The sequence below is a fragment of the Pseudobacillus sp. 179-B 2D1 NHS genome (assembly GCF_045370945.1).
Taxonomy (GTDB): domain Bacteria; phylum Bacillota; class Bacilli; order Bacillales; family Domibacillaceae; genus Pseudobacillus.
In genome coordinates, this window is record NZ_JBIQDP010000013.1 from 51,626 (window position 1) to 77,614 (window position 25,989).

The window sequence follows — 25,989 nt, forward strand, 5'->3', positions numbered from 1 at the left end:
TTCGTCCCAATAATCGTTTCTATATTTTTGTATTAGAGCGAAGCAGGTTGGAAAGATAGGGTATATTAACAAGAATAAATGAGTTCGGGAATTGATAAAAGACTCTCGAACCCATTTATTTTTTTATACAATTTCCCAGTGCACGACAGTTAAAAGTAAATCATTCTTGAAGGATCTTGCTAATTTTGTAAATAAATACGTTAAAGCATATTAATATCTAAGAGTTGAAATACAAAATTCCACAGATCTCCTTACCATAGATAGAGGCCGTTTTTTGAAAGATTCTCCCATGAGTAAACAACTGCTATTCGATTTAAAATAGTATAAAAGAAAGTAGGCACCCGTTATGCATTCAATTAAAAAAATAGGTAAGAGTTTTTGGTACATTACTCCAATATCGTTAACCGACCGGCCCATTCTAGGGATGGTAGTAGGCAATAACAAGACATTAATGATTGATGCAGGCAACTCGGAAGATCATGCAAATTACTTTCTGAAAGAACTTTTAAAAAGAGGGGTCCCTGCTCCTGATATGGTGGTTCTTACTCACTGGCATTGGGATCATATTTTTGGTCTGTCAGCATTATCTCATACAGTTTCTATGGCTTCCAAAAAAACGAAAAAAGAAATGGAGAAGCTCATTCCGCTTTCATGGTCAGACGAGGCATTAGATGCACGAGTGAAAGAAGGATCGGAAATTGAATTTTGTGCGAAGGCCATCAAGGAGGAATTCACGGATCACCGAGATATCACGATTGTCTTGCCGGATTTAACTTTTGAAAAACGAGTGGAAATGGACCTTGGTGGGATAACTTGTATCGTCCAACACGTCGGAGGGGACCACGCTGCAGATTCAGTAATCGTGTATATCGAAGAAGAAAAGATTCTCTTTCTTGGTGACTGTATTTATCCTGATATTTTTTCCGCAAAAGAAAACTATACAATCAAGGAAACGCTGCGGCTATTAGATGAGTTAGAATCATTTGACGCGGATACATATATACCTTCGCATCAAAAGCCGATTTCAAAAGAGGAATTTAATAAGGAAGCTGCTAAGCTTAGAACTATTGCGAAATATACAGATATTTGCGGTGGTGATAAACAGAAAATCATCGCAGAATACGAAAAGTGCGTAAAAAGGAAACTTACAGAAGATGAAAGAGAAACAATCGCCGACTTTGTAAATGGGTATTAAATTGTCTCTGTGTTTCGTAAAGGCATTTTTTATGAAAGTTGCTTTTTTATCCTGATATTGCTTTAGCAGAGAGTAGGAAAAAATTTGAGGATACATTAATAATTAATAAGAAAATTAAAGATCTGTTAATGAGGTTACATTATTAGCAAAAGGCAGTGGTTCGCTCCCACTGCCTTTTTCATAAGGATTTATAATGCAACCAGTACCATATTATTGAGGATAGATTACTTTTCCACGGCCGTTGTTTTCCATTTCAACGACCAACACGTCGTGATTACCTAGCATGTTTTATAAAACGAAACTAACAATGATACTTGAAAGGATGCTTACAAGTGTGGCGCCATATAACAGCTTCAAGCCAAAACGTGCAACAGCATTCCCCTGCTTTTCATTCAGACTTTTGACAGCCCCGACAATAATACCAATAGACGAAAAGTTGGCAAAGGAAACCAGGAATACAGAAAGAATTCCCATTGTTCGGTCACTAAAGTGATAATTGCCTCCGGATAAATCCAGCATCGCGACAAATTCATTGGTCAACAGTTTAGTCGCCATAATCCCCCCGGCACTAACCGCTTCTGAGAAAGGAATTCCCATAATAAAGGCAATTGGAGCAAATAGATAACCTAATATTTTTTGGAAAGAGATATTAAATATTAGCTCAAATACATAATTGAATCCCGCCATTAATGCAATGAACCCAATCAGCATAGCCCCGACGATAATAGCTACCTTAAAACCATCAAGGATATATTCACCGAGCATTTCAAAGAAGGATTGCTTTTTCTGCTCCTGTATTTCTAATATATCCTCACTTGGATCAATCTCGTACGGATTAATAATGGTTGCTATGATAAAGCCCCCAAATAAATTTAAAACTAAAGCTGTGACAATATACTTTGGCTCCAGCATCGTCATATAAGCACCAACTATAGACATCGATACAGTCGACATCGCTGAAGCGCATAGAGTATACAAACGCTGGTTCGAAAGCAAGCCAAGTTGTTTTTTTAATGTGATGAAAACCTCCGATTGCCCGACCATCAGTGAAGCAACTGCATTATATGATTCAAGTTTGCCCATTCCGTTCACTTTACTTAATAAAAATCCGATTCCCTTCATAATGAATGGCAAGATTTTCAGATGCTGAAGAATCCCAATTAATGCAGAAATAAATATAATTGGCAGCAATACATTTAAAAAGAAAGGAGCCTCTCCCTCGTTCGCCATGCCGCCAAATACAAAGGAAATCCCTTCACTCGCGAATTCAAGCAATTTGTTAAAAATAGCAGCTATGCCCTTGATGATGATTAAGCCAAATTCTGTATTTAACAGCAACAATGATAAAAGAATTTGAATGACAATCATCGTAATAATTGGTTTGAATTTTATCTCTTTTCGATTGGAGCTTGCCAACCAAGCCAAAAACAATACAACAAAAATACCTAAGATAGAAATAACATATCGCATATGTAACCTCCTGATGAATTTAGACAATATGGGCACGCTTCCAGTGAATTTGCCACTAGTAAAGTTACCGCTAGAATAGTAACCTCTTTTATTTGTGATTACAATGGATATTTTGCCCATATTTTATAAAAGTAACACAAAAGCTCGTCTAAGAATGGTTTCGAAAGGTAATAAGTTTTAGAAGATTATTTTTCTGCAACCACATATTAATCAGAATGCCCTAAATGCTGAAAGAGATATAAAGAGTTTTTATAAAAACTGCAAATAACATTTATTCCATGATTTTTTCCTTTCATTATTTAAAAATCGATACAAAAAAGGCTGGTAACGGTCATGTATGAACTATACCCGAATAATGGACACTTTAAAAAAATTTCTTATTCGGGGATGACTATGTCTATATGCTGGAAACCCGTTTTCAGTGTGAAGAAAGAGGCTGAAGTCAAGGAACAAAAATTTATTGGAGTAAGGAGAAGGCTTTAATGAAAATCTAATAGTGAAAACCAGTTTAAAAACTTCATTTAGATGCATGATGGTGAACCGTACCATGAGTAAATGAAATTTTTGCAAAAAAAATAACAGCACTCACTAATTGGATGGAGAGGTGCTGTTTGGTTATTTGAATGCCTAGGTGAGCATTCGTTGCATGAATGCTTATTTTGCTCCTAGACTGAATTAGATTTTTTATCTAAATAAAGAAAAAGAATGACCCACTGCTAAAAATGGCTGAATTCCTTTATTTGCACTTTTGCTTGCATTAATAGGCTCCTTTAATTACAAAAAATGAGCCTCGAATGGTTCCAGCTAGTTTAGACTTTTGCCTGGCAAACTTAAACTTTCCTTCTAACTCCTTTGGCACCTCCATCCCTTCAGAAAGCTTAAAGCCGACGGCCCGCTTTTTAGGGACATCAACTGTATACATGACGTTGACAACAAGACCATCCTCATAAAAAACGTAAGCCATTTTGATATTTTCCACTTGAAAACGTGACGTTTCTAAAGGCTTGGCCGCAAACTCAATATCCCGTTCTTCTTTTAAAATCCGGTTCACATAATCAAGGGTCTCACAGGACTCGCTAGCTGGCACAACCGTAAATTCATGCTTGTATTTGTTCATAAAGTAACGGGCTTCATTAGCACGCAAACCAGCAAGTGCGTCTACTACAGGTGAAGATTCTACACCAACCGTAGAAACATTTTTAAAATCAACGACATAGGCCATTTTCCTTCCTCCTTTTATTCCTTTATTTCTCTACAACAGGAATCCACATTTCACCAAATACCAAGCCGTTTCGCTGACCCATTTCAACCGTTGCATTTGGCCCGCCAACATAAGCAAAGTCCTTTGCTTCAGGCAAGACTTGACCAAAGGCAATGCCAGTAAGCTTATTCTCCAATTCACCGGCCGTTTTCCCTTCCCCTTTCACGACTAAGTATTTTCCCTTAGGAAATTGGATGACTCTGGCTTCTTCTGGTGCCGCTTCCTCTGTCATAACGCCAGCATAATGCATCATCTTGCTATTTACAGCTTCGTTCACGGCAAAAACGTAGTCATTTATAGCTATAGCTTTTAAAGCATCAAGCCTTCCATCTTGGCTGAAGGCCTGCCAAAAGTCGGCCTTTTCCTTGTTTAAGCCAGCAGAGTCTGTGTAGTCGCTCGTAAGCTCAGTTCCAAAACCTAAAACGATAAAGCTGTCTTTTTCTTCGAGGGTATAATTTGTCATAGTCAAAACCTTCCTCTTTTTTAGATTTATCAAATGACTTGTAGTCTTCACTTGATAGGTATATGATAGCCTTAAATTATGTCAAAAAATGATACTGTTTAGGAGTCCGGATGAAAAAAGTTGAACGGATTAACACCATAATGCGGTATATCAACAACCGCTCCCACTTTACCGTTTCTGAAATCATGCGAGAATTTAATATCTCTCGTTCAACCGCTATTAGAGATATTAGAGAAATTGAGGCTATGGGAATGCCGCTTGTCGCTGAAGTTGGAAGGGATGGAGGATATTGTGTCATGCACAACTCTGTCTTGCCCGATGTTCGCTTTACCAGCAATGAGGTCAAAGCTCTTTTTATTGCCTTTATGGCCACAAGAAATCAACAACTTCCCTATCTAAAGAGCCGTCAGTCTTTAGCTGAAAAATTATTAGGTCTCCTCTCAGAAAACCAGCAAGAGACCCTCGTTCTTTTAAATCAAATCTTGCTATTTGAAGGGACCAACCCGAATAATCCTGATTTGCTTGATCTGTCAGACCTCCCTCATCCTATGTTGGAAAAACTCATCCAAGTCCTGCTTCTGGATAGCTACTTATTGATCACTATCAAAGAAGAGAAGGTAGTAAAGTCTTATTCGATTTATCTCTTGCACCTTTACCGTGAAAAAAGCCTTTGGCTGATTGAAGGCTTTGACTTAAAGGAAGAAAAGAAGCGGATTTTTCCTGTCGATAATCTTATTCATGCTGAACCTTACCCGACGAAAAAAAGAGTAAGCAAGAAAAAAATTTTAGAAAAACTAAGTAAGCAGGAGGAAGCAATCAACCTTGTCCTTGAACTTGGTCCAAAAGCGATTGCCCAATTTAAAAAATACCACCCTTTAAAAGTTTCTATTTCCTATACAAATCCTTACCAAACCACAGCCATTCTAAAGACTTTTATCAATGTTAATCATTCCGAAGAATTGACAGAAATGACAAATTGGCTGCTTTTCCTAGGTGAGGATATCAAGGTCAGGGAAGTGCCACAAGAAGTCTTAGCAGATTTACAGGAGAGGTTATGCGTATATTTCTCATAAGCAGTGCCAGTTGCCCTTATTTTCGCACATTTGGAAAAGGATAAATGTCTCTGAATGGTTAGAAACACTTTAAAAAAGTTCTAAGCATGATTAACTTTATAAGGAGGCGAACCAATGAATGAAATCATTCAAAATAAATTAGCAGTAATAGAAGAGAGAGCACAAGTAAAGATTTTATATGCTGTGGAAGCTGGAAGCAGAGCGTGGGGATTTCCTTCGAAAGATAGTGATTTTGATGTCCGATTTATTTATATTCACCGACCAGAATGGTATCTTTCTATTGACCCGCAAGGAATTGGCAACAAGAGAGATGTGATAGAAGAGCCCATTAATGATTTGTTAGATATTAGCGGTTGGGAAATAACAAAGGCGCTGCGACTTTTTAGAAAAAACAATCCGCCTCTTTTGGAATGGCTGAGAAGCAATATAATTTATTATCAAAAGTACTCATTTATCGATAGCATGAGATCTTTGGAACCTGAAGTTTTTTATCCAAATTCTATTTTGTACCATTATTTAAATATGGCGAAAACTAACTATCGCCACTACCTGCAGGGGCCGGAAGTAAGAATAAAAAAGTATTTCTACGTACTGCGCCCTATACTGGCTTGTAAGTGGATTGAGGCCTATAATATGACACCTCCAATTAGCTTTCATGAATTAGTAGAAGACATCATTCCAGAAGGTGAATTAAAAAATGAGGTTGAACATCTTTTAAAACGAAAGATAATAGGTGATGAGTTCGATCATGAACCTCGTATTCAAGTGATAACCGATTTTGTAGAAAATGAGATTGGACGTCTCGAAGAATATGCTAAAACGCTCACTGCTGAAAGGAAGGACCCAACCCATAAGTTAAATGAGTTGTTTAGAAGCACATTGGAGGAAGTGTGGAAATAATGCTTGATTAAGGCTGAACCTTAGGATTCAGCCTTTAATTTTTAATAGTTTTCTTTCGGAGCGAAGTGGCCAATGCCCTTTAATTCATAGTCAAAAAATTTGAGGATTAGCTCATTTTCAGTTTCAATACAGTAATATTTATTGATATCGGCCTTTCCGCCTTGCAGACTATTCGCAAGCAGAGGGGAGAAGAGCGGTAAATCGGTTAAGCTTAAATGCTTGGCTCCTTGAAAATGAATTGTATAGGCCTCTTTGAAGTTTTGATTATCTAGTTTGTTTGCTACATAAGTGGAGTTGCTGCCGAGCTGTTTCCAAACATCATCGGAATAAATGTTGAAAAGCGGGATGTTATAGGGTTTTTTGCTTGCTACAAAGTCATCTATATCTTTCTTATACAGAAGCTCGCTAAAGAAAGGGGCATCAATATTAACAACGGCATCTATATCATTGCGCACTCTACCTAGCCAAACACTGGCTGCGCCGCCCATCGAGTGCCCGAACACACCAATTTTCTCTGTATTGATCTTTTGATAAACGGAGTCATTATCACTTTTGGCCTTTTTGAGGATCGTATCAATGACAAAATTCATATCGTCTGTTCGCAGTTTCATCCATTTTTGAATGAGCCCATAGAGTTCTTCGTTTGTATAAATACCTTCTTTATTGATATTGCTGACTTCACGGTTATAATCTGTGTTGATGAAAGTTTTCGTTCCATCCGCTGAAGCAGTATAAAAGGAATGATACGGATGATCGATTGAAACGACTACATAGCCGTGGCTTGCAAGCTCTGTATAGGTAGAGGTATTGCTTGCCTTAATGCCGTATGCTCCGTGGGAGAACACCAAAAGAGGATATGTTCCATGTGCATTTTTCGGATACCAAAATTCCACGTTCACAAATCTGTTTTGCCCCTTATCGCTAAATTCCTCCACACGTTTTTTGTCCATATAAGTGTAAGCAGCAGTGGCGACTTCATATTTACCTGTCACTTTCGGTGATGGGTGCTGTGGAAAAACAATGGCAGGTGTAAGTGCCAATACTAATATCACAATCATAAAAATAGATTTCCATACAATAGAAGAAGTTTTGTATTTTTGTGTTTTTGTTTTGTTACGAATAAGAGCAACCGTGCCCGTTGCCGCTAATAGGAAAAGCAGTGTGGCAAGCAGGACCCAGCGGAAACTCCACATAATCACCGATGAAAGTGTGAGTATGGCAAAGGCTATAAATATAGCAATCCTCAGCCAATTCTTTATTTTTTTATAATTTTTCTTTGTTACTATACAGTAGATGGCAAAAGTGACCTCAAAAATCAAAGCGATACATAATAGTAAAGTTCCCATAATGGTTACCCCTTCTTTTTTGGATTATTTTTTATGAACTCATCATAAAAAACAGCCGAAGGGATGTATATAGAAAAACAGTAAGCTGTATTTATGAGCAAATAAGATGCAAAAATAGCGGTAAGCTGCAAAAGCTTACCGCATCATAATCTATTGCAGACAACTGCCGATGTATGATCGTATTGGGCTACTTATAAACGTCTTTTTTCAATGCCTTTAGTTTTTCATTGATTTTTTGAGCTTCCTTTTTATCGTTTTGCCATGATAACAGACGAACCACGATATAGATTGCTGCGATTTCCAGTGCCAAGATGATTGTATCTACTATGCTATTCACAATGCCAAAAATGTGGCTAAGAGAAATCAAAAGAATTTCCAAAGTGACAAAATGAAGGGCCATTCTTATACGCATCTTCTTCTCACTTATCTCATGAGGAGAATACAAAATAAATCCCGTTAATGCGCTTAAAAATGAAAAGGCCATAATGAGATAGATCGACTCTAAATCAAAGTCCATGTTGGGATAATATATCTGTCGTAAAATCGTAAGAATAATGATGATGGAAGCAAAAATGATCAAGAAATTCTTCGCCGTCTTTTGTACAAACTCAGCAAGCTTCATATGCATCCCTCCTTTTACAATCCAAGCCTGTTTTTAAGGACAGGCACATACTGCCTTGATATAACAGCACGTTCCTCATTATCAAGCACCGCCTCGAATCGGCCGCTTATGGACGGATACACAGATGAAATTTTAGCTATGTTTAAAATAGTTGATTTGGATGCACGAAAAAAGTTTTTTTCGCTGCATAACTTTTCTAACTCATAAAGCTTTTGCTTTACTTCAAAAACGTTATCCTTGCAGTAGCTGAAAACCTTCCCGTCAACTGCCTCGAAATAATAAATGTCGCTAAGCTTGATACGGTGAACTCTATCGTTTTGATATCCGAGTACAATGAAGGTCTCCGTTTCCAGCTTCCTTACGATTTCGTTTATTTCATCATCTACCTCATGACACCTAATGAGAATTTCTTCTGCCAATTCTTTACTTATTTCTTCTATTGAAACTTTCATAACTATCACCCGCAAAAATTCAAGTTGCTTCATGTTGATTATGGATTTTATTTTTCATTGCTTTCAAGTTGTTTGATTGTATTAATTGACAAATGGCGTGCGATTAACTAAGCATGTTTATTCTCAAAATTAGAGACAGTGAACGTTTCTCCAATTTTTCAGTGCTGTTATTGAGATGGTTGTTCGTGTTTCTACTAGCACTATCTGATCGGGATACTGCCTACGTTTTTCGGATCCCTCCATTATAACACCTTTAAATAAAATCTCTTTTGTATCTTACCAGGTTCTCTTAAGACAGACCATAAGAGCAAGAATGAGGACGAATTGGAGAGAGGTTACTTGTTAAAATGAATCCAACAAATATTAGGGGGAGCTGAAATGAAGAAGATTCAGGAATTCAATGAGTGGCCTTCCTCAAAGGAATTATTATTCATAGGAAATGCTTGGGACTTACTTTCAGCCTTAATACTTGAAAAAGCAGGATTCAAAGCAATTGACACGACCAGTTGGAGTATCGCAAATTCACTAGAATTTTCAGATGGAGAATGGATTGGATTTGACAGACATTTAGGAATCATCAAAACTATAGTAGAGAATGTGAAAATTTCTGTTTCAGCCGATATTGAGGCCGGATATAGCGAAGACGCGAACATGATTATAGAAAATGTTTTTAGAACGGCAGATGTCGGGGTGGCGGGCATCAATATGGAAGATTCATTGAAAAAATCAATGGACTTAAGAGAGGTTTTACAGCACGCTCATCTTCTAGAAAAAATAAGAGTAGCGCTAGACCATAATGATTATAAATATTTTTATAGTAACGCCAGAATAGATACTTACTTTCAAAGCCGAAACCCTTTGATAGAAACAATAGAACGAGCAAGGGCGTATGTGGAGAGTGGCGCTAGTGAAATTCTTGTCCCCGGATTAAAAGAGCCTGCTGGTAAATTAGTAGAGTATATGGATACTTCCCATTTGTATGAAAATGCGCCCCAGTGCAGGAAGGAGAGTGATGTAATATGGTGAATAATACTATTAATCTTTCATTCGAAGAGATGTGGGAGAAAATTATGGCTTGTGACCGTAAGTATGATGGATTATTTTTTACAGCCGTGAAAACAACCAGAATATATTGCCGTCCCTCCTGCAGATCAAGGAAACCCAAAAAAATGAATGTGGAATTTTACACCGACATAAATGAAGTAGAAAAAGCTGGTTTTCGCGCTTGTAAGAGGTGTCGGCCGGAAGTTGAGCAATCCCCGCATATGGAGATTGTCAGAGACATCATTACGTTCCTGGTCAATCATTATAAACAAAACCTGATATTAAAAGATATAGCGGCAGAAGTCGGTCTAAGTCCCTTTTATTTGGAACGCTTATTTAAACAAGAAACCTCTGAAACTCCTCGTACTTATTTAGAAAAGATACGTATCGATAAAGCAGCCCATCTTCTCAAATGTACAGCCCTTACGAATCTGGAGATCTGCTATGAGGTAGGATTTCAAAGTCCTTCTAATTTTTATAAAGTGTTTCGAAGCTTAAAAAACTGTTCACCGAGTGAATATCGAAAGGGATTCCTAAATGAATTGGGCTGATTATGGATCTTATATAGAGATTTATCCTCCTAAGGAATTTAATTTTGAAGAATGTCTTACTTTTTTAGGAAGGTCCAATCAGGAAGTGCTTCATCAAATGAAAGGGAAATCTATCGTTAAACTAATAAAAGTGGATGAATCTTTGATTTTATGTAAAATTGGATACATCAATCATTCGATAAAGGTTGAATTTCTAATAAGCACTCCCTCTGGTCCCTCTCGCCAAAAAGTGGGGGAGTACATTTGGGAATGGTTTGATTTGGAGCAGGATGTAGAGGGGTTTTATAGGGCAGCTCATCAAGATCAAATTTTAAAAAAACTTGCTCATCAATATGATGGGCTACGGATTATATGTATACCGGATTTATTTGAAGCATTAGTGTGGGCAATTATCGGACAGCAAATTAATCTAGCATTTGCTTACACATTAAAGAGACGCTTCGTTGAACACTTTGGCGAGTGCCTAGTTTTTGAGGGAGAAATATTTTGGATATTCCCCTCATTTGAAAAAATTGCTTCTGTAAGTGTGGATGATTTAAGGGAACTTCAATTTTCTGCTAGGAAGGCTGAATATATTATTGGCATTGCGAAAGCCATGACAAATGGCGAATTAACAAAGGAATGGCTGCTCCAGCAAAAAGATTACCAGCAAGTAAAAAAATCATTAATGGCGATAAGAGGGGTTGGAGCATGGACGGCAGATTATGTAATGATGAAATGTCTACACGATACTTCTTCCTTCCCAATAACAGATGTCGGACTTCATCATGCATTGAAGAATCTGCTAGGACTTAAGAAGAAGCCGACTATAAAAGAAATTGAAGAATTAGCATTGGGATGGAAAGGCTGGCAGGCATACGCTACCTTTTATCTTTGGAGGTCTTTATATGACAAAAAAATATAAATTAGATTATGAATCGCCAATTGGCGTAATCGAAATACTTGGTACTGATGAAGTGATCCTTTCTATTCTGTTCTCTGAAGAGGATAAAAAGGTGAATGTTTTACAACCGGACACTCCTCCAGTTTTAGCAGAATGCTATAACCAACTTGACGAATATTTTAAAGGCGATCGCTATGAATTTACATTTCCTTATCAATTTGAAGGAACTGATTTTCAAAAAAAAGTATGGGAAGCATTAAAAGAAATTCCGTATGCAGAAACGGGATCTTACAAGGATATTGCTGTTTCTATTGGAAATCAAAAAGCTATTAGGGCTGTAGGAAGTGCAAATGGAAAAAATAAGCTAAGTATTGTCATTCCCTGCCACAGAATTATTGGTTCTAATGGGACATTAACTGGCTATGCAGGAGGGCTGTGGAGAAAAGAGTGGCTGCTCCAACATGAGAAGTCCTGCAACAGGAAACAGAAGTAGGGATTTAAGTGTAGTACGGCGAACCGTCTCATAGGGAATGGTTTAAGTAGCATAGAAGAATCTTTAGGAAAGTGGTCAATGCTTCAACGGCAGACAGACTGCTTTTTTTGTTTGGCCCTGTGATATCTGGTTGTTGATTTTGATGCAGGCAGACGCTTTCCGTGTGCGATCTGTGAACTACTGGGACTTGCTTTTCTCACTGGAAACGCCGCCTTCTAATGATTGAAAAATTAACCAACCAGCTTTTTGGCTAACTGTTGACAAGATGCCAGTGATTAAATAGATAATTTAAAAGGAGTCCGTCTATAACGTTGACAAATTGTCAACGTTATTTGTATATTTGTAGGTATTGGGCTGTCTTACAATCTTTAAATGCCTGATGAGTTCATAGAAAGGAAAATAGAGTATGCGGGATGAAAACAAAAGCAATGAAATAGGTTCAATGTTAAAAGCTCTGTTGAAAGAACGATCTTTATCTATGAGAAAGTTTAGTGAGTTAACCGGGGTAGATACAGCCGTCATCTCAAAAATCATCAATGGAAAACGAAAGGCAACCCCAGATCATCTGCAGAAATTTGCTGACCATCTTGGAGTTTCTATCTCGGCATTATATAAGGCTGCGGGGTATCCAGTTGACCAAAAGCAGTCAGATCTTTATACTTCGATTGACCATATTCAGGCGCTTCTTGCATCCACTCATTTAGTGGATAAAGAGTTCCGTATTGAAGACGTGAAACAAGAATTAGTAAAATACGAACAATTTTCGCAAACAGAAGAAGGAACAGAAACCATACTGACTAAATTTGAGGAGAAACTAAAAAAAGTAGGAAGCATGGGTCCTTTTATTAGTCAGATAAAGGAAATATATAAAGGGTTTTCTCAGAGAAGAGGAACGAAGGTTGAACTTGCTTTAATGGGAGGTGTGCTCCTCTACTTTATTTCGACGGTTGATTGTATTCCGGATTATCTCTTTCCAGTCGGATATATAGATGACGCGCTGGTTATTGGTTGGATTATGAATGGGCTTTCGTTAAGCAAATAGATGCCATGGATCATTTAATGTAAAGCACAGCAAGAAAAATGATCGCCTATAAAAAGGATTGAATATAAAATGAGCAGACAAAAACGCTTGAAAAGGAAAAGAAAAAGCAGGTTTTTAAAAGTACTTGCGACATTGCTCATGATGCTTGTAGCGGCATGCGGATATTTTATCTATCAATATCAACAGGGCATGAACAATGCCGGGCCCGCAATGGATCAGGAATTTGAGTTTAATGGAAAGAAAAATCTCGACAAGGTAAATGTGTTGGTTTTGGGAGTCGATGTACGTCCAGATGAGGAAAAATCTCGTACAGACACAATCATGGTTGCACAATATGATCGGAAAAAAGGAACTGCAAAATTAGTGTCTATCATGCGGGATATTTATACCGAAATTCCGGGGTATCGAAATTATAAAATGAATACGGCTTTTTATTTAGGTGGCCCGGAATTATTGCGCCAAACGTTAAAAAAGGACTTCGACTTAGATATTGAGTATTATGCCTTGATTGATTTTAAAGGTTTTGAAAGTGTGGTTGATACGCTTGCTCCTAATGGCATTGAAATAAATGTTCCTAAGAAAATGTCAGCAAATATTGGTGTCACATTGAAGCCTGGCTTACAAAGGTTAAATGGAAAAGAATTATTAGGATATGCCCGTTTTCGCAAGGATGCAGAATCAGATTTTGGACGAGTAAAACGCCAGCAGGAAGTCATTAATGCTTTAAAAGACGAGATTCTAAGCACAAATGGCGCGATGAAGCTTCCAAAGCTCATCGGAACTGTCCAGCCTTATATTCAGACGAATCTTCAAGGTGCTGATCTTATCAATTTAATGAAAGATTTTGCTTTACATCGGCCTGATAGAATTGAAACGCTAACGATTCCGATTGATGGCTCTTATACAGATGTAAGATATGAGAATGTAGGAATGACTTTAGATATTGAGTTTGATAAAAATAAAGAAGCGATTCATTCATTTCTAGATGGAGAGGCTGCCACTTCCTGAACAGTCTCAATAGGATCAGTTACTAATATTATGCTGAACCGTATCATAAATTTATGAACGAATGGGCATTGGTTCATTTTATTCTAAAGTATATGCAGCGATAAAAAACTACACCGCCAATTGATAGATGTGTCTAACAATTGGGGTGCAGTGCATTTATCAGAGGAAAAGTGCCTGTTCTTATGCTCGTTTTTATTTAAAAGTCAAAGTTGTCAGGGTCTGGTCCTACTCGATGATTTTGATTTAGGTCGTTAATTTGCTCCATCTCTTCTTTCGTTAGTTCAAAGTCGAAGACAGTTGAGTTTTCAACAATTCGATGTTCTTTCGTAGATTTTGGAATGGTGACAACGCCATTTTGTAAATCCCATCGTAAAATAACTTGTGCAATGGACTTATTATGCTTATTTGCAATCTCTTGTAAGACTGGATTATCTAATAATTGGCCTTGCATTAAAGGTGACCAAGCTTCTAGCTGGATTCCCTGTTCTTGACAAAAGGCTTGAACTTCTTTCTGACTTAAACGTGGATGGTATTCTACTTGATTGATCATCGGTTTAATTTCGGCATCAGCCATTAAGTCTTCAAGATGGTGGATTTGGAAGTTACTTACTCCAATGGCCTTTACTCTTCCTTCTTTATAAAGAGTCTCTAATGCACGCCAAGCTTCCTTGTATTTACCTTCTACAGGCCAGTGTATAAGATATAGATCTAGATACTCAAGACCCAGTTTCTTTAGGCTTGTTTCATAAGCAGCTATAGTGGATTCGTAGCCTAGATCAGAATTCCAAACTTTCGATGTTACAAATAGTTCTTCTCTAGAGATATTGGCTTCTTTTATCCCTTCTCGGATCGCTTGGCCAACTCCTTCTTCATTTTCATAAATGGCTGCCGTGTCAATGCTACGGTACCCGTGTTTAATGGCCAATTTCACAGCGTTAACTAGTTCAGGCCCTTCTTCTACTTTAAACACCCCAATTCCAAGCCAAGGCATTTTTACCCCGTTATGCAAAGTAGTTGTATCTTGTAAGTTTTTAATCATTATAAATAAACCTCCACTTTTTATTATAAGAAATGAGATCATTCTATATTTGGTCATGTCATTTATCGATTCTTAGGAAACCACCTCCTTTAGTTCATTCCCTTTTTGATCTTTTCTTTCAAGGGAGACACTCCAACCCGTAAGGATAGCAGCAATCAATACCATAAGTGCTCCGACCCAAGAAGTATGAATTAAGCCAATAGAGTCTGTGATCATGCCACCTAAATAGGAGCCAATGGCAATTCCCGCATTAAATGCAGCAATATTGATGGCTGACGCTACGTCTACTCCAGTCGGTACAAATCGTTCCGCTAACATGACTACATACACTTGTAATCCTGGCACATTCATAAAAGCTAGAAGTCCCATGAAGAAAATGGTAATCAATCCTGCTATTTTAAATGGCGCCGTAAACATCAATATAAACAGTATCACCGCTTGTACAATGAACATGTAAAACAATGCCAGAATCGGCTTGCGATTAGATAACTTTCCACCTGCCATGTTGCCAATCGCGATCGCAATGCCATATACAAGAAGAATGACAGCGACGGTTCCTTCTTTATATCCTGTTATTTCCTGCAGCATGGGAGATAGATAAGTAAAGACAACGAAGGTTCCTCCATAGCCTAGAGCAGTAATTGTAAATAAAAGTAATAGGCGACCATTTGTCACTAATTTGAATTGGTCCCGAAGTGTGGTGCGAGTCCCTTTTCGTAAACTAGATGGAACCAGGATGCTATTCGCGATTAAGGCAACAACACCGACGCCAATAATAATGAGAAAAGCCATTCTCCAACCAAACTGTTGGCCAATAAATGTTCCCAATGGTACGCCTGTTACAGTGGCTACTGTAAGTCCGGAAAACATAATGGATATGGCACTAGCTCTTCTGTTTTCTGGCACTAAATCTGCCGCAATGGTAGAGCCAATGGACATAAAAACTCCATGCGAAAAGGCAGAAAGAATGCGGGCAACAAGCAACATACCAATGCTTGTCGCACTAGCAGCCATACTATTGCCTATAATAAAAATGACCATAATCCAAAGCAGTAATGATTTTCGTGACATACTAGAAGTAATGGATGTTAAAACCGGTGCCCCGAATGTTACTCCTAATGCATATAAGGAAACGGTTAAGCCTGCTGTTGTAACAGATATTTGCAAATCATTCGCTATTAATGGCAATAGACCTACACTGATAAATTCTGTTGTTCCTATGGCAAATGCACTGATGGCTAAGGCTAAAAGTGCTAATGTACTTTGTTTTTTATCTAAAGACATGGTGATCCTCCTTCATCATTTAGTCATGCATGAACGGTCTTGTTTTAAGTAAAATAAAAAATAATTACACGACACTCAACCGATAAATGTTATTATGGTATATATGAAAGTATTAGGGAAGTACGCACTTGAAAGTACTATAGGAACTTAAAAGTATTATAGGTACTTTTAAGTTCCTATATATGAGGAGGAAAGATATATGAAGAAAAAAAAATACAATATTTCAGTAGAAGCGACGCTAGAAGTAATAGGGGGAAAGTGGAAATGTGTCATTCTATGTCATCTGACACACGGCAAGAAACGAACAAGTGAATTAAAGCGCCTTATGCCGGATATTACACAGAAGATGTTAACTCAACAATTACGTGAATTAGAGGAAGACGGAGTCATTAATAGAATTGTTTACAATCAAGTTCCTCCAAAAGTGGAGTATGAGTTAAGTGAGTACGGGTGGAGCTTGCAAGATATTTTAAATTCGCTTTGCACTTGGGGAGAAAAACATATTATCAAAGTGTACGGCGATACATCTGATGTCTTGGAAGAGAACGTTCTAAATGAACATCTAAAATGATGAATGAAGGACTTTGAAAATATTTCTTAAATGAATGAAGAAAAGTCTCATTTAGGTAGATGATGGTGAATCTTATCATAAATAAGGTATATAAATATGTCACGAATCAATGATACATTGTATTTGTTTAGTGGGGGCGACTTTGTGAAGTGGATGTCTAAAAAGAACAAGAAATCTATTTTGGTATTAATCGTGCTGGTCCTTCTGATTGCAGGTTTCCTTGATATTAAATATGAAGGCTTATTCTTTCGATTATTGCCAAACTCGATTCAATCCTATTTAACTGATCTTTTTTAAGCAAGTGAAATACAAATAAAAGAGCTTGGCCCCTTTATTCTCAAGATAACTTACTTAGGCTCAGGATAGAGAAACAGGCTATTTTAAAAATCCTTTTGCGAAAGCATGACAGACACTCTTTTAGGGTGTCTTTTTATTTTTAGAGGAGAGAGCAGTGAATCAAAATTCCTTAGAATTTATTGAAAATAAGGAATAGAAAAATATTTTTCGTAGACTTCCATCATATTGAAGAGTAGACTATTAAGCGTTAAAAGTTATAGGTTTAAACTCCTGAAAAAAACGATTAATTAGTTGGGTAATAGGTATAAAGACACGTTTATCGCCTTCCCAATTACCTAGAGAAGTTTTTTAGATATATAAAGCAATAAAGAATCAATTATTATAAATTACTTTATTTAATTCAATACATTACTATCGGGGGATATCATGAAAAGAAGAAGAACCTTAGTGGGGAAAAATTTATTGTTATCTTTTGCTATTGTTGTTTTAGTTGGACTGTGTACGGGTGTGATTAGCTATGCGATTAATAATTATATTGTCAAAACGGTTATTCACGACAGATCAGGAGGGATTGCGAAGCTCTGGGCCAGCACGATAGACATTTCGGATATTGAACGTGCAAAAACTAATAGTGATGTAGACAGTGAGATTCAACAAAAGTTCATTAAACACCTGGACCACCTGGCAAAAAATGAACCATCTGTTGCGCAAGGATATGTCATGGATAGCAAATTGACCGATGGAAAGAAGGAGATTCAATTAATTGCCGTTCCAACGAATAACATAGAGGCTGAATTATATCCTGGTGAAACTTTCTCGAGCGAGTTATTAGCACAGGCGCTGGAAAAAGCGGTTTCTAGTAAACAAACAGCTTATTCGGAGATTTACACAGATGAGTTTGGGACCTGGCAAGCGGCATTGGTTCCTATCCTAGATGAAAATAATGAAGTAACAGCGGTATTTGGTGTTGATTTAGATGCAAGCATTATGAATGATCTGAAATATCAATTTTTATTATGGCTGAGCATCAGTATCGTTATTTGCTTAATCATTGTGTTAATACTCCAATATTTTGGTACAAAGAAGTTATTGTCGCCTATTGCGGAGATCCAAACAGCTATTGGCAAAGTGAGTGATGGCGATCTCTCTACGACTATTAATGTAACAAGCAAGGATGAGCTAGGTGAATTGAGTCATCAATTTAATAAGATGACCGAAACATTAAGTTCCTTGATTAAAGAAGCCCGGCTTGTAACCGATAAGGTCTATCAATCCTCTGCAGAATTTTTAAAGATTGCCAGCGATACTGTTCAATCGGCTAATCAGTTTTCCACATCGATTCATCAAGTGACTGAAAGCTTAGAGCATCAAACAGTCAGCTCAACAGAAAGTGCACGAGTCATGGAAGAGATGGCTACGGGGATTCAGCGGGCAGCAGAATCAGCCTCAACCATTGCCATGAAGTCAGAAGATACGTTATCAGAAACCCATAATGGCAGGAATTTGATTCAACAAGCTGTTGATCAAATGCAAAACATCAATGAAACAGTTGGCGGCTCTGCGGAAGTTGTTACGAGATTAGGCACGCGTTCCCAAGAAATCGGGCAAATTGCTTCAGTTATCTCTGAAATTACTGAGCAAACCAATTTACTTGCTTTAAATGCAGCTATTGAAGCAGCAAGGGCCGGTGAAGCGGGAAGAGGGTTTGCTGTCGTTGCCGATGAAGTGCGCAATTTGGCGGAACAATCAAAAGTGGCTGCCGCAAAAATCGTGAACATTATCCAGTTAACCCAGGGAGATACGAAACAGGCTGTAGAAGCGATGACAAGAGGAACGATGGAAGTGGCAACTGGTGTTCAGGTGATTGATAATGTCGGGCAAGTAATTAATGAAATTGTTGAATCGACCAAACGAGTTAGCGAAGAAATTCAAGAATCTTCGGCTGTTTATGAAGAAATGTCTGCTAGTTCAGAGGAAGTCAATGCAACAGTAGATGAGATTGCCCATGCGGCTCAAAACTCCTTAACTATTTTTAAAGAGCTGTCCTCTGAGACGGAAAAACAGCTGCACTCCATGAAAGTTATGGAGGAATCTTCGCAGGCGATCGCAGAAATGGTAAAAAATTTAGAGGGAAAATTAAATTCTTTTACGATTAAAGAAAGCAAAAACGGGACCCTCTAACAGGTTAGAAAGACTGCTCTTCATTGGAGTGGTCTTTTGTTTGTTATGTCAGTTTTTTTAATCAAATTTCATTACGGAATTAAATAATATCCACTAGATCCTGTCGCATACAGATAGAGTTTTTCTTAAAAAGGATTTTTTTTGTAACTTTAAAGTGATTTAATTCATTACGTTTGAAAAATATCGATATATCGTTTAAAATAGCCGATATAAACAAGGAGGAAGAAAATGAGAAGACGGCGAGGATTTGTTCAAATAGCTATATTGCATTTATTGAAAGAAGAATCTATGCATGGCTATCAAATCATGAAGGAGCTGGAAGAGCGGTCAAATGGTGCTTATTCGGCAAGTGCTGGAACAGTGTATCCTGCGCTTCAGGAATTGCTGGACCAGCAGTTGATTGAACTGAATGCTGAATCTGATAAAAAAATTTATTCTATTAACAGAAATGGAACCAAAAGACTGGAGGAAATAGCTGAACAGGAGGAAGTCGATTTTTGGGTTGAATGGAAAGAGAGAATGATGTGGAAGAATTCTGAGCAGGCAACGCAATTAAGGGCAGCAATGGAACGATGGGAAAGAGAATTTCGAAAAGCGATGAAAGAAGCCCGGGGGAATTCAGAAAGCGTGCTAGAATTAATTGCCTTTGTGAATGACATGACGGATCGTTTAAAAAAGAATGTCATGAAGTAAGGGGACATTGCATGAATGCTACAAGGAAGTTATTGCACTATATTCAGCCATACACCCTTTTTGCAATTTTGGGACCAGCATTGATGTGTATGGAAGTGGCGATGGATCTTTTGCAGCCAACCATCATGCAGAAAATGATTGATACTGGCATTGCTAATCAAGACAATGGCTATGTTGTTAAGCTGGGGCTCATTATGCTGCTCAGCGCATTTGTTGGATTAATTGGTGGAATGGGAAGTTCTGTGTGTGCTGCAAAAGCAGCCGTTCACTTTGCTGTGGATATTCGCCGTGATGTGTTCGAGAAGATGGGACAGTTTTCAAGCCGTAATACAGATTCATTTGGTGCTGGTAAATTAATCACTATCGTAACCAGTGATATCGAAACGCTAAAGCAGGCCATTATTATGACATTGCGTGTATTTGTAAGAGGTCCTTTATTATTTATAGGATCTGTTATGATTGTTTGGCTCACTGCACGAGAATTATTTCCTATTCTCCTAGCAGTAATCCCTATTCTTATTGCCTTCATCTATTATTTTTCCATATATTCAGGAAAACTTTTTTCAAAAGTTCAAAAAGCGATGGATCAGGTAAATACGAAGCTTCAAGAAATGCTAGCAGGCATTCGGGTGATCAAAGCATTTGACCGTCACAATTATGAAAAGGGACAGTTTAAAGCGGTTAATGATTTGTTAATGAAACGAAATATGACGGCTGACCAGCTAATTGTAACTTTAATGCCTATTATGATGTTCGTTGTGAATCTAGGAATGATTGCTGGAATGTGGATGGGTGCCATAAAGGTAAATGAAGGAACGCTCCAAGTAGGGGTGATTCTTGCCTTTATTAATTACTTAAACATTATGATGAATGGATTAATGAGCAGCAGCCATGTATTAATGCAGATTGCTCGTGCCTTTCCTTCAGCGAAGCGAGTTGTTCAGGTACTTGAAACAGAAAGCGATATTATTAAGACGACTAAGCCGTTCTCTGAACCTGCCATCATTGGTGAAGTGGAATTTAAACAGGTACATTTCAGCTATAGTAGAAATGGAGAATATGTACTTAAAGATCTTTCCTTTAAAGCAAAGGCTGGACAAACCATTGGCATCATCGGCTCAACCGGCAGCGGAAAATCAACACTTGTCAAACTGATTCCCCGCTTATATGATCCAGATTCAGGAGACATTCTTATAGATGGGATGAATGTAAAGGACTTCCCTCTTGAACAACTCCGTGCCTCTATTGGGTTTGTTCCGCAAAAACCTATGTTATTTTCAGGATCAATCAAGGACAACTTACGCTTTGGGAAAGAAGAGGCAACGATTGATGAGATGGAGCAAGCAGCTCAATCTGCTGCCGCTTCTGAATTTATTAATCGTTTTGATACAACGTTCGAACACCAACTCATGCAGGGAGCGACGAATTTATCCGGAGGTCAAAAGCAGCGGTTATCTATGGCGCGTGCATTTATCCGCAGACCTCGTATACTAATTCTTGATGATTCAACTTCAGCCATTGATGCTTTGTCAGAATCGGCTGTGCAACAAGCTTTAAGACAGGCTCATCCCCATGCAACGTTATTCATCATTTCATCCAAAATATCCTCCGTGATTGATGCGGACCAGATACTCGTTATGGAAGATGGAAGAATTGAGGCCAGTGGCACGCATGATGAATTGCTTACTAACAGCAAAGTGTATCATGACATTTATTCTTCCCAGGGTGGCAGGGAGGTGAAATACAGATGAGTAAGCCAGCTTCACCGGTGAACCCTAATATGATCCATCGCGCGCGTGGTCCGAGAGGAATAAATGGACCAGTCGAAAAAGCAAAGGATTGGAAGGGAACCATCAAACGCATTTGGTCATATATGGAGAAGCAAAAAGCATCATTGATGGCTTCGATTATTTTTGTTATCCTCTCCACCTTGTTGGGTCTTCTGGGGCCTTATATGATTGGGGTGATCATTGACGAATATATCCTTCCGAAGGATATCACAGGAACGGTTCGATTTTTAGCTCTGCTTACGGTTGTTTATTTAACAGCGGCTCTATTTACCTGGCTGCAAACCTTTATGATGGTCCGGGTATCGTTACAAACGGTTCGAACATTAAGACAGGATTTATTTGATAAGTTTCAAACGCTGTCACTAAGTTTTTTTGATAGACGTACACATGGCGATCTGATGAGCAGGATAACGAATGATATAGAAAATTTGAATAGCGCACTCAGCCAGAGTGTTATACAAATCTTTTCCTCTGTTTTAATGGTTTCAGGGGTAGCTATTGCCATGTTTTCACTGAACTGGGTGCTCGCTATTGCTACGCTTCTTGTCATTCCGCTAATGATTTTTTCTACTAAAAAAGTTATCACTTACAGCGGCCATTATTTTATTAAAAGGCAGCGGGATTTAGGGGAACTCAACGGATTCATCGAGGAATCAATTTCAGGAAGCGAAGTGACTACGCTTTTTGGCAAAGAGGAAAAAATCAATCAGCAATTTTCAATTGTCAGTGAGCGATTGCGTCACTCTGCTCTAGCTGCTGATACCGTATCAGGATTTCTTGGCCCTATTAATAACTTCATTAATAATGTCGGGTTAGGCTTTGTTATTGCGATTGGAGCCATTATGACGGTTCATGGGCAAGCGACGGTTGGAATCATTGCCGCCTTTGTTACCTATTCCCGTCAGTTTTTTCGCCCGATTAGCCAGCTGTCTAATTTATTTAATATGTTTCAGTCGGCTATCGCTGGTGCGGAGCGTGTATTTGAAGTTATGGATGAGACGCCAGACGTACTGGATAAGAAGGATGCGATTGCTGTAGATTCATTTGCAGGCCATGTCGAATTCTCTCATGTCCACTTTAGTTATGAAAAAGAGAAGGATGTATTAAAGGATATTCATTTTCAAATTCAACCGGGTGAGAAAATTGCACTTGTCGGCCCAACGGGTTCAGGAAAGACAACAATTATTAATTTGTTAATGAGATTTTACGATGTAACTGCTGGTGAAATCAAAGTGGATGGCAGGGGTATTCGTGATTATCAAATAAACGGGCTGCGAAAAAGAGTAGGGACCGTTCTTCAAGACACGTTCTTATTTTCAGGAACGGTTATGGAGAATATACGCTACGGGCGTTTAGAAGCGACGGATGAGGAAGTGATAGCCGCGGCAAAAATGGCATCGGCTCATCAATATATTAAGCATTTGCCTCAAGGCTATCAAACTCCGCTTACTTCTGGCGGGGCTAATTTGAGCCAGGGGCAGCGCCAATTATTGGCTATTGCTAGAGCGATTTTAGCTGATTCAGATATTTTGATTCTTGATGAAGCTACGTCAAGTATTGACACAAAGACTGAAATAGAAATCCAAAAAGGGATCAATCAGCTGATGAAAGGGCGGACAAGCTTTGTCATTGCCCACCGATTGAAAACCATCGAAAATGCTGATCGAATTTTAGTTATTCATCAAGGAGAAATCATTGAATCGGGCACACATCAAGAGCTGTTACAGAGAAAAGGATTTTACTTTAGTATGTATGAAAGCCAGTTCCATTTTCGGGGGAAGCCATCAAGTTTGTCTAGGTAAAAACTGGCGGCCATTTATAGTATAAATCATATAAGAATGGGAGAGATAATGATGTTTGTACAAATGAGAAAGACTGTGGTTACGGAAGGCAATGCAGAGAAGGTAGTGGAGCGTTTTAGTGGAAAAGGGCTGATTGAAGAGCAAGAAGGATTTATTGATGCAACAGTCATGGTAAAAAAAGTGCGACGTGGCGATGAAGAGGTTGTTGTCATGATTAGATGGGAATCTGAGGAGCATTGGAAACAATGGGAGAAAAGTGATGCTCATATTGCCGGCCATAGAGCCAATCTTGGAAAGCCAAAGCCTGAATATATTATCCATTCAGAGGGTGGAGTATACGAAGTAAAAACAATTAAGAAGCCAGCAAACTAACTTCTTTACAGAAGTTTTAAGTAGGGCTCAATCTTATTTTAATAATAAAGAGCGATTTATCAGGGGTAGAATAGCTAAAGAAAGAAGCATCGAAGATTATTTAAATAATCTTCGATGCTTCTTTTTAGAAATAAAGTTACGAAAGGCATTTATATAATTTCTAGTGTAACATCGATATTCCCGCGAGTTGCTTTTGAATAAGGGCAGAATGCATGAGCCTTGTGAGCCAGTTCTTCAAGCTGTTCTCTGTCTATTCCACTGCCTTTTACTTGAAGAGTTACGGCTAATTTAAACCCTTGGTCGGATTCGTCTTTTAATAAACTCACGTTTGCCGTTACTTCTGATTGAAAGGTGACGCGTTCTTTTTTCGCAATTAATTGCAGGGCACTGTCAAAACAAGCGGAATATCCAGCTGCAAAAAGCTGTTCTGGATTGGTTGCCTGAGAAAGCTGTTTGGCTCTTGGTGTTCCCGGCATGGCCAAGTCTAATTTGATGACGCCATCGGGAGATTCTACTTTTCCTTCTCGTCCTCCCACTGCTGTGACAGTTGATGTAAATAGCGGATTTGCCATTATAAATTCCTCCATTCATTTTTGGAATTCTGCCTATAGTTTCTCTTTGCTTGATCCTCATTTACTTTACCCAAAGAGGAATAAATATAATACTCTCTTTGACTATTGAGTTGTTCAAATCAGAATAGCAGCTCATTTCATAAAATAAATAAAGGGAGGCTTCCATTTCGACGGATCACACCACAGACCTACTGAAAGAAGAAAGGAGGCTTATCCATTGTGGACAGGCCTCCTTTCTTCTATCTTGATGGAGACGCGAAATACTGCCACCGTTAAAATAAGTAAAGACCCCTACAGTGGTTAGGAGTGGTGTACTACCCTTCATAAAGTCTAACAAATTAAACAGAAACGGAAACGTCCTTTTTATGTCCCAATCTTCGATAAACAAGCGCCAACAGCATAGATGGAACGCTGCACACAATCATCCCAATAAAGGCGTATCTTGGCTCAATTTCGTATAAATAACCGCCGAAAATGGTGAATATAGCTGTGCTCCAGCTAAGGGCTAACGCTGAATACATGCCTTGGGCTTTTGGAATCTGCGCCTGTGGAATATGTTTGATTAAATATTTCATAAAGGCATAATGGCCCATTGCAAAGGAACAAGCATGCAGCGTTTGTGCGATACAGAAAACGATCACGTTTGGAAAAGCGAATACCAATATCCAGCGTATAGATGAACCAAGTGCGGCTAGCGCTAGCAAGGAGCCGACGGAAAATTTATGAAAATTTCGATCGGCGATGGAAAAGAAAATGATTTCTGCGATCACAGCAATGTTAATAATGACGCCAATTAAGTATTTAGGTGCATGGATATCTTGTAAAAAAATATAGCCGTAGCTGTAATAAGAAGCATGTGCTGCCTGCAGTAAAACCACGATGGCAAGCACTAGAGCAAAGTGTTTAATGCGAAATAGTTGCAGCATCCCTCCGGTGTTTGTTTGCGCCGCCGCCGGTTTCTCTGATAAGACAGCAGGGGCACGCATGATACCCAAGCCTGCGAAGATGACTGTACCGAGCAACAGCGCCCATAAAATAACTTTATCTCCAAGCGCGCCTGTAAAGACGGTTAAGATCATTCCGGCTACGACAAACCCGATCGATCCCCATGAACGGCTTTTTCCATAATGCTTTAATTGTTTATTTTGTGCCAGGAAGCCAGCAATGCTGTCTAAAGCTGGCATCAAACTTGGATAAAAAAAGTGCAGAAGCAATGTCACCACAAGCAGGCTGGCAAAAGAACCTGCCGGAATATAGCATAGGAGCGAAATAAGCGTCCCAATCGCCATTCCGTTTAATAAAGTTTTGCTGCTGAATTTTCCTGATAAATAGGGAAATACAACCAGTGTAGCAATCCCTCTGGCGACCAAGCCTAAACTCATAATCAAACTAGCCTCGGAAACCGTAATCCCTTTTGTATGAATCATCCATCCTGTCCAATAGGGGAGAAAAATCCCCCATGTCATAAAAAAACTAAAGAATTGTTTGCTCATCCAGCGTTGTGTATTCATTTTTTATCCTCCCATTATTTGCATGATATCATGGAGGTGCAGACAAAAATATGAGATATCTCATATTTCTTGAG

The 25,989-nt window shown here is 38.5% G+C and carries 26 protein-coding genes; 16 read left to right on the plus strand and 10 right to left on the minus strand.

Translation table 11 applies throughout. The features are described 5' to 3' along the window. The first annotated feature begins 346 nt into the window (after positions 1-346). A complete protein-coding gene (locus ACH0BF_RS13915) occupies positions 347-1,195 on the plus strand; it encodes an MBL fold metallo-hydrolase (protein ID WP_340851740.1) in 849 nt (282 codons plus the stop codon). 288 nt (positions 1,196-1,483) lie between these two features. Here ACH0BF_RS13915 and ACH0BF_RS13920 read toward each other — a convergent pair whose 3' ends face one another. The 3 genes from ACH0BF_RS13920 to ACH0BF_RS13930 all read right to left on the minus strand — a co-directional run bounded on the left by ACH0BF_RS13920 (position 1,484) and on the right by ACH0BF_RS13930 (position 4,389). Then, a complete protein-coding gene (locus ACH0BF_RS13920) occupies positions 1,484-2,665 on the minus strand; it encodes a NupC/NupG family nucleoside CNT transporter (protein WP_340851742.1) in 1,182 nt (393 codons plus the stop codon). Between the two features lie 757 nt (positions 2,666-3,422). Beyond that, positions 3,423-3,887, minus strand: coding sequence for a phage tail protein (locus tag ACH0BF_RS13925; protein WP_406909519.1), 465 nt, complete (start codon positions 3,885-3,887; stop codon positions 3,423-3,425). A 22-nt stretch (positions 3,888-3,909) separates the two neighbouring features. Next, on the minus strand, positions 3,910-4,389 hold the full coding sequence (locus ACH0BF_RS13930; RefSeq protein WP_406909520.1) for a GyrI-like domain-containing protein: 480 nt from the start codon (positions 4,387-4,389) through the stop codon (positions 3,910-3,912). A gap of 110 nt (positions 4,390-4,499) precedes the next feature. Between ACH0BF_RS13930 and ACH0BF_RS13935 the strand changes: the two genes are divergently transcribed. Continuing rightward, positions 4,500-5,462 (plus strand): helix-turn-helix transcriptional regulator, encoded by a 963-nt coding sequence (locus ACH0BF_RS13935; protein ID WP_340851748.1) that lies wholly within the window; start codon positions 4,500-4,502, stop codon positions 5,460-5,462. Positions 5,463-5,576: 114 nt separating this feature from the next. Then, positions 5,577-6,362 (plus strand): nucleotidyltransferase domain-containing protein, encoded by a 786-nt coding sequence (locus tag ACH0BF_RS13940; protein WP_406909521.1) that lies wholly within the window; start codon positions 5,577-5,579, stop codon positions 6,360-6,362. A 41-nt stretch (positions 6,363-6,403) separates the two neighbouring features. Here ACH0BF_RS13940 and ACH0BF_RS13945 read toward each other — a convergent pair whose 3' ends face one another. The 3 genes from ACH0BF_RS13945 to ACH0BF_RS13955 form a co-directional block, all read right to left on the minus strand. Next, positions 6,404-7,708 (minus strand): alpha/beta hydrolase family protein, encoded by a 1,305-nt coding sequence (locus ACH0BF_RS13945; protein WP_406909522.1) that lies wholly within the window; start codon positions 7,706-7,708, stop codon positions 6,404-6,406. Between the two features lie 187 nt (positions 7,709-7,895). After that, complete coding sequence (locus tag ACH0BF_RS13950; protein ID WP_340851751.1) at positions 7,896-8,330, minus strand: DUF3021 family protein; 435 nt, start codon at positions 8,328-8,330, stop codon at positions 7,896-7,898. Positions 8,331-8,344: 14 nt separating this feature from the next. Further along, positions 8,345-8,782 carry a LytTR family DNA-binding domain-containing protein gene (locus ACH0BF_RS13955; protein WP_340851752.1) on the minus strand — a complete coding sequence of 146 codons (438 nt, stop codon included), beginning with the start codon at positions 8,780-8,782 and terminating at the stop codon, positions 8,345-8,347. A gap of 378 nt (positions 8,783-9,160) precedes the next feature. Between ACH0BF_RS13955 and ACH0BF_RS13960 the strand changes: the two genes are divergently transcribed. From ACH0BF_RS13960 to ACH0BF_RS13985, 6 genes are all read left to right on the plus strand, one after another. Beyond that, the gene (locus ACH0BF_RS13960; RefSeq protein ID WP_340851753.1) at positions 9,161-9,808 is read left to right on the plus strand and encodes an isocitrate lyase/PEP mutase family protein; all 648 of its coding nucleotides are present in this window, start codon (positions 9,161-9,163) and stop codon (positions 9,806-9,808) included. After that, positions 9,802-10,377 carry a bifunctional transcriptional activator/DNA repair enzyme AdaA gene (locus ACH0BF_RS13965; RefSeq protein ID WP_340851754.1) on the plus strand — a complete coding sequence of 192 codons (576 nt, stop codon included), beginning with the start codon at positions 9,802-9,804 and terminating at the stop codon, positions 10,375-10,377. The genes ACH0BF_RS13960 and ACH0BF_RS13965 overlap by 7 nt, the downstream gene beginning before the upstream one ends. Then, entirely contained in the window at positions 10,364-11,281 is a 918-nt protein-coding gene (locus tag ACH0BF_RS13970; protein WP_340851757.1) for a DNA-3-methyladenine glycosylase family protein, read from the plus strand. Before ACH0BF_RS13965 ends, ACH0BF_RS13970 begins: the two co-directional genes overlap by 14 nt. After that, positions 11,265-11,753, plus strand: coding sequence for a methylated-DNA--[protein]-cysteine S-methyltransferase (locus ACH0BF_RS13975; protein ID WP_340851760.1), 489 nt, complete (start codon positions 11,265-11,267; stop codon positions 11,751-11,753). Before ACH0BF_RS13970 ends, ACH0BF_RS13975 begins: the two co-directional genes overlap by 17 nt. A 406-nt stretch (positions 11,754-12,159) precedes the next feature. Continuing rightward, the gene (locus ACH0BF_RS13980) at positions 12,160-12,795 is read left to right on the plus strand and encodes a helix-turn-helix domain-containing protein (protein WP_340851762.1); all 636 of its coding nucleotides are present in this window, start codon (positions 12,160-12,162) and stop codon (positions 12,793-12,795) included. A 69-nt stretch (positions 12,796-12,864) separates the two neighbouring features. After that, positions 12,865-13,803 carry an LCP family protein gene (locus ACH0BF_RS13985; RefSeq protein ID WP_406909523.1) on the plus strand — a complete coding sequence of 313 codons (939 nt, stop codon included), beginning with the start codon at positions 12,865-12,867 and terminating at the stop codon, positions 13,801-13,803. A gap of 196 nt (positions 13,804-13,999) precedes the next feature. Here the strand turns inward: ACH0BF_RS13985 and ACH0BF_RS13990 are convergent, their stop codons facing one another. Both ACH0BF_RS13990 and ACH0BF_RS13995 read right to left on the minus strand, forming a co-directional pair. Beyond that, entirely contained in the window at positions 14,000-14,842 is an 843-nt protein-coding gene (locus ACH0BF_RS13990; RefSeq protein ID WP_340851765.1) for an aldo/keto reductase, read from the minus strand. Positions 14,843-14,914: 72 nt separating this feature from the next. Further along, positions 14,915-16,126, minus strand: coding sequence for an MFS transporter (locus ACH0BF_RS13995; RefSeq protein ID WP_406909524.1), 1,212 nt, complete (start codon positions 16,124-16,126; stop codon positions 14,915-14,917). A 199-nt stretch (positions 16,127-16,325) separates the two neighbouring features. Between ACH0BF_RS13995 and ACH0BF_RS14000 the strand changes: the two genes are divergently transcribed. From ACH0BF_RS14000 to ACH0BF_RS14030, 7 genes are all read left to right on the plus strand, one after another. After that, on the plus strand, positions 16,326-16,697 hold the full coding sequence (locus tag ACH0BF_RS14000) for a winged helix-turn-helix transcriptional regulator (protein ID WP_340851768.1): 372 nt from the start codon (positions 16,326-16,328) through the stop codon (positions 16,695-16,697). A gap of 144 nt (positions 16,698-16,841) precedes the next feature. Continuing rightward, on the plus strand, positions 16,842-16,994 hold the full coding sequence (locus ACH0BF_RS14005; protein WP_182917183.1) for a hypothetical protein: 153 nt from the start codon (positions 16,842-16,844) through the stop codon (positions 16,992-16,994). Positions 16,995-17,420: 426 nt separating this feature from the next. Continuing rightward, positions 17,421-19,175, plus strand: a complete 1,755-nt coding sequence (locus ACH0BF_RS14010; protein ID WP_340851770.1) for a methyl-accepting chemotaxis protein — start codon at positions 17,421-17,423, stop codon at positions 19,173-19,175. A gap of 228 nt (positions 19,176-19,403) precedes the next feature. Then, positions 19,404-19,868 (plus strand): PadR family transcriptional regulator, encoded by a 465-nt coding sequence (locus ACH0BF_RS14015; protein ID WP_120035680.1) that lies wholly within the window; start codon positions 19,404-19,406, stop codon positions 19,866-19,868. A gap of 11 nt (positions 19,869-19,879) precedes the next feature. Further along, a complete protein-coding gene (locus ACH0BF_RS14020) occupies positions 19,880-21,619 on the plus strand; it encodes an ABC transporter ATP-binding protein (RefSeq protein WP_406909525.1) in 1,740 nt (579 codons plus the stop codon). 29 nt (positions 21,620-21,648) lie between these two features. Further along, a complete protein-coding gene (locus ACH0BF_RS14025) occupies positions 21,649-23,460 on the plus strand; it encodes an ABC transporter ATP-binding protein (protein ID WP_406909544.1) in 1,812 nt (603 codons plus the stop codon). 51 nt (positions 23,461-23,511) lie between these two features. Continuing rightward, entirely contained in the window at positions 23,512-23,832 is a 321-nt protein-coding gene (locus ACH0BF_RS14030) for an antibiotic biosynthesis monooxygenase (protein WP_220702337.1), read from the plus strand. A gap of 149 nt (positions 23,833-23,981) precedes the next feature. Here the strand turns inward: ACH0BF_RS14030 and ACH0BF_RS14035 are convergent, their stop codons facing one another. Together ACH0BF_RS14035 and ACH0BF_RS14040 are read right to left on the minus strand one after the other, a co-directional pair. Continuing rightward, entirely contained in the window at positions 23,982-24,404 is a 423-nt protein-coding gene (locus ACH0BF_RS14035; RefSeq protein ID WP_120035672.1) for an organic hydroperoxide resistance protein, read from the minus strand. Positions 24,405-24,742: 338 nt separating this feature from the next. Then, positions 24,743-25,915 carry an MFS transporter gene (locus ACH0BF_RS14040; RefSeq protein ID WP_406909526.1) on the minus strand — a complete coding sequence of 391 codons (1,173 nt, stop codon included), beginning with the start codon at positions 25,913-25,915 and terminating at the stop codon, positions 24,743-24,745. Positions 25,916-25,989 lie beyond the last annotated feature (74 nt).

Coding starts and splice junctions, on each gene's coding strand:
- ACH0BF_RS13985 (WP_406909523.1), top strand. CDS start 12,865: ATGAGCAGACAAAAACGCTTGAAAAGGAAAAGAAAAAGCAGGTTTTTA.
- ACH0BF_RS13940 (WP_406909521.1), top strand. CDS start 5,577: ATGAATGAAATCATTCAAAATAAATTAGCAGTAATAGAAGAGAGAGCA.
- ACH0BF_RS14040 (WP_406909526.1), bottom strand. CDS start 25,915: ATGAATACACAACGCTGGATGAGCAAACAATTCTTTAGTTTTTTTATG.
- ACH0BF_RS14000 (WP_340851768.1), top strand. CDS start 16,326: ATGAAGAAAAAAAAATACAATATTTCAGTAGAAGCGACGCTAGAAGTA.
- ACH0BF_RS13980 (WP_340851762.1), top strand. CDS start 12,160: ATGCGGGATGAAAACAAAAGCAATGAAATAGGTTCAATGTTAAAAGCT.
- ACH0BF_RS14010 (WP_340851770.1), top strand. CDS start 17,421: ATGAAAAGAAGAAGAACCTTAGTGGGGAAAAATTTATTGTTATCTTTT.
- ACH0BF_RS13925 (WP_406909519.1), bottom strand. CDS start 3,887: ATGGCCTATGTCGTTGATTTTAAAAATGTTTCTACGGTTGGTGTAGAA.
- ACH0BF_RS14025 (WP_406909544.1), top strand. CDS start 21,649: ATGATCCATCGCGCGCGTGGTCCGAGAGGAATAAATGGACCAGTCGAA.
- ACH0BF_RS13945 (WP_406909522.1), bottom strand. CDS start 7,708: ATGGGAACTTTACTATTATGTATCGCTTTGATTTTTGAGGTCACTTTT.
- ACH0BF_RS13965 (WP_340851754.1), top strand. CDS start 9,802: ATGGTGAATAATACTATTAATCTTTCATTCGAAGAGATGTGGGAGAAA.
- ACH0BF_RS13935 (WP_340851748.1), top strand. CDS start 4,500: ATGAAAAAAGTTGAACGGATTAACACCATAATGCGGTATATCAACAAC.
- ACH0BF_RS13920 (WP_340851742.1), bottom strand. CDS start 2,665: ATGCGATATGTTATTTCTATCTTAGGTATTTTTGTTGTATTGTTTTTG.
- ACH0BF_RS13960 (WP_340851753.1), top strand. CDS start 9,161: ATGAAGAAGATTCAGGAATTCAATGAGTGGCCTTCCTCAAAGGAATTA.
- ACH0BF_RS13955 (WP_340851752.1), bottom strand. CDS start 8,782: ATGAAAGTTTCAATAGAAGAAATAAGTAAAGAATTGGCAGAAGAAATT.
- ACH0BF_RS13995 (WP_406909524.1), bottom strand. CDS start 16,126: ATGTCTTTAGATAAAAAACAAAGTACATTAGCACTTTTAGCCTTAGCC.
- ACH0BF_RS13975 (WP_340851760.1), top strand. CDS start 11,265: ATGACAAAAAAATATAAATTAGATTATGAATCGCCAATTGGCGTAATC.
- ACH0BF_RS13930 (WP_406909520.1), bottom strand. CDS start 4,389: ATGACAAATTATACCCTCGAAGAAAAAGACAGCTTTATCGTTTTAGGT.
- ACH0BF_RS14030 (WP_220702337.1), top strand. CDS start 23,512: ATGTTTGTACAAATGAGAAAGACTGTGGTTACGGAAGGCAATGCAGAG.
- ACH0BF_RS13950 (WP_340851751.1), bottom strand. CDS start 8,330: ATGAAGCTTGCTGAGTTTGTACAAAAGACGGCGAAGAATTTCTTGATC.
- ACH0BF_RS13990 (WP_340851765.1), bottom strand. CDS start 14,842: ATGATTAAAAACTTACAAGATACAACTACTTTGCATAACGGGGTAAAA.
- ACH0BF_RS14035 (WP_120035672.1), bottom strand. CDS start 24,404: ATGGCAAATCCGCTATTTACATCAACTGTCACAGCAGTGGGAGGACGA.
- ACH0BF_RS14015 (WP_120035680.1), top strand. CDS start 19,404: ATGAGAAGACGGCGAGGATTTGTTCAAATAGCTATATTGCATTTATTG.
- ACH0BF_RS13970 (WP_340851757.1), top strand. CDS start 10,364: ATGAATTGGGCTGATTATGGATCTTATATAGAGATTTATCCTCCTAAG.
- ACH0BF_RS13915 (WP_340851740.1), top strand. CDS start 347: ATGCATTCAATTAAAAAAATAGGTAAGAGTTTTTGGTACATTACTCCA.
- ACH0BF_RS14020 (WP_406909525.1), top strand. CDS start 19,880: ATGAATGCTACAAGGAAGTTATTGCACTATATTCAGCCATACACCCTT.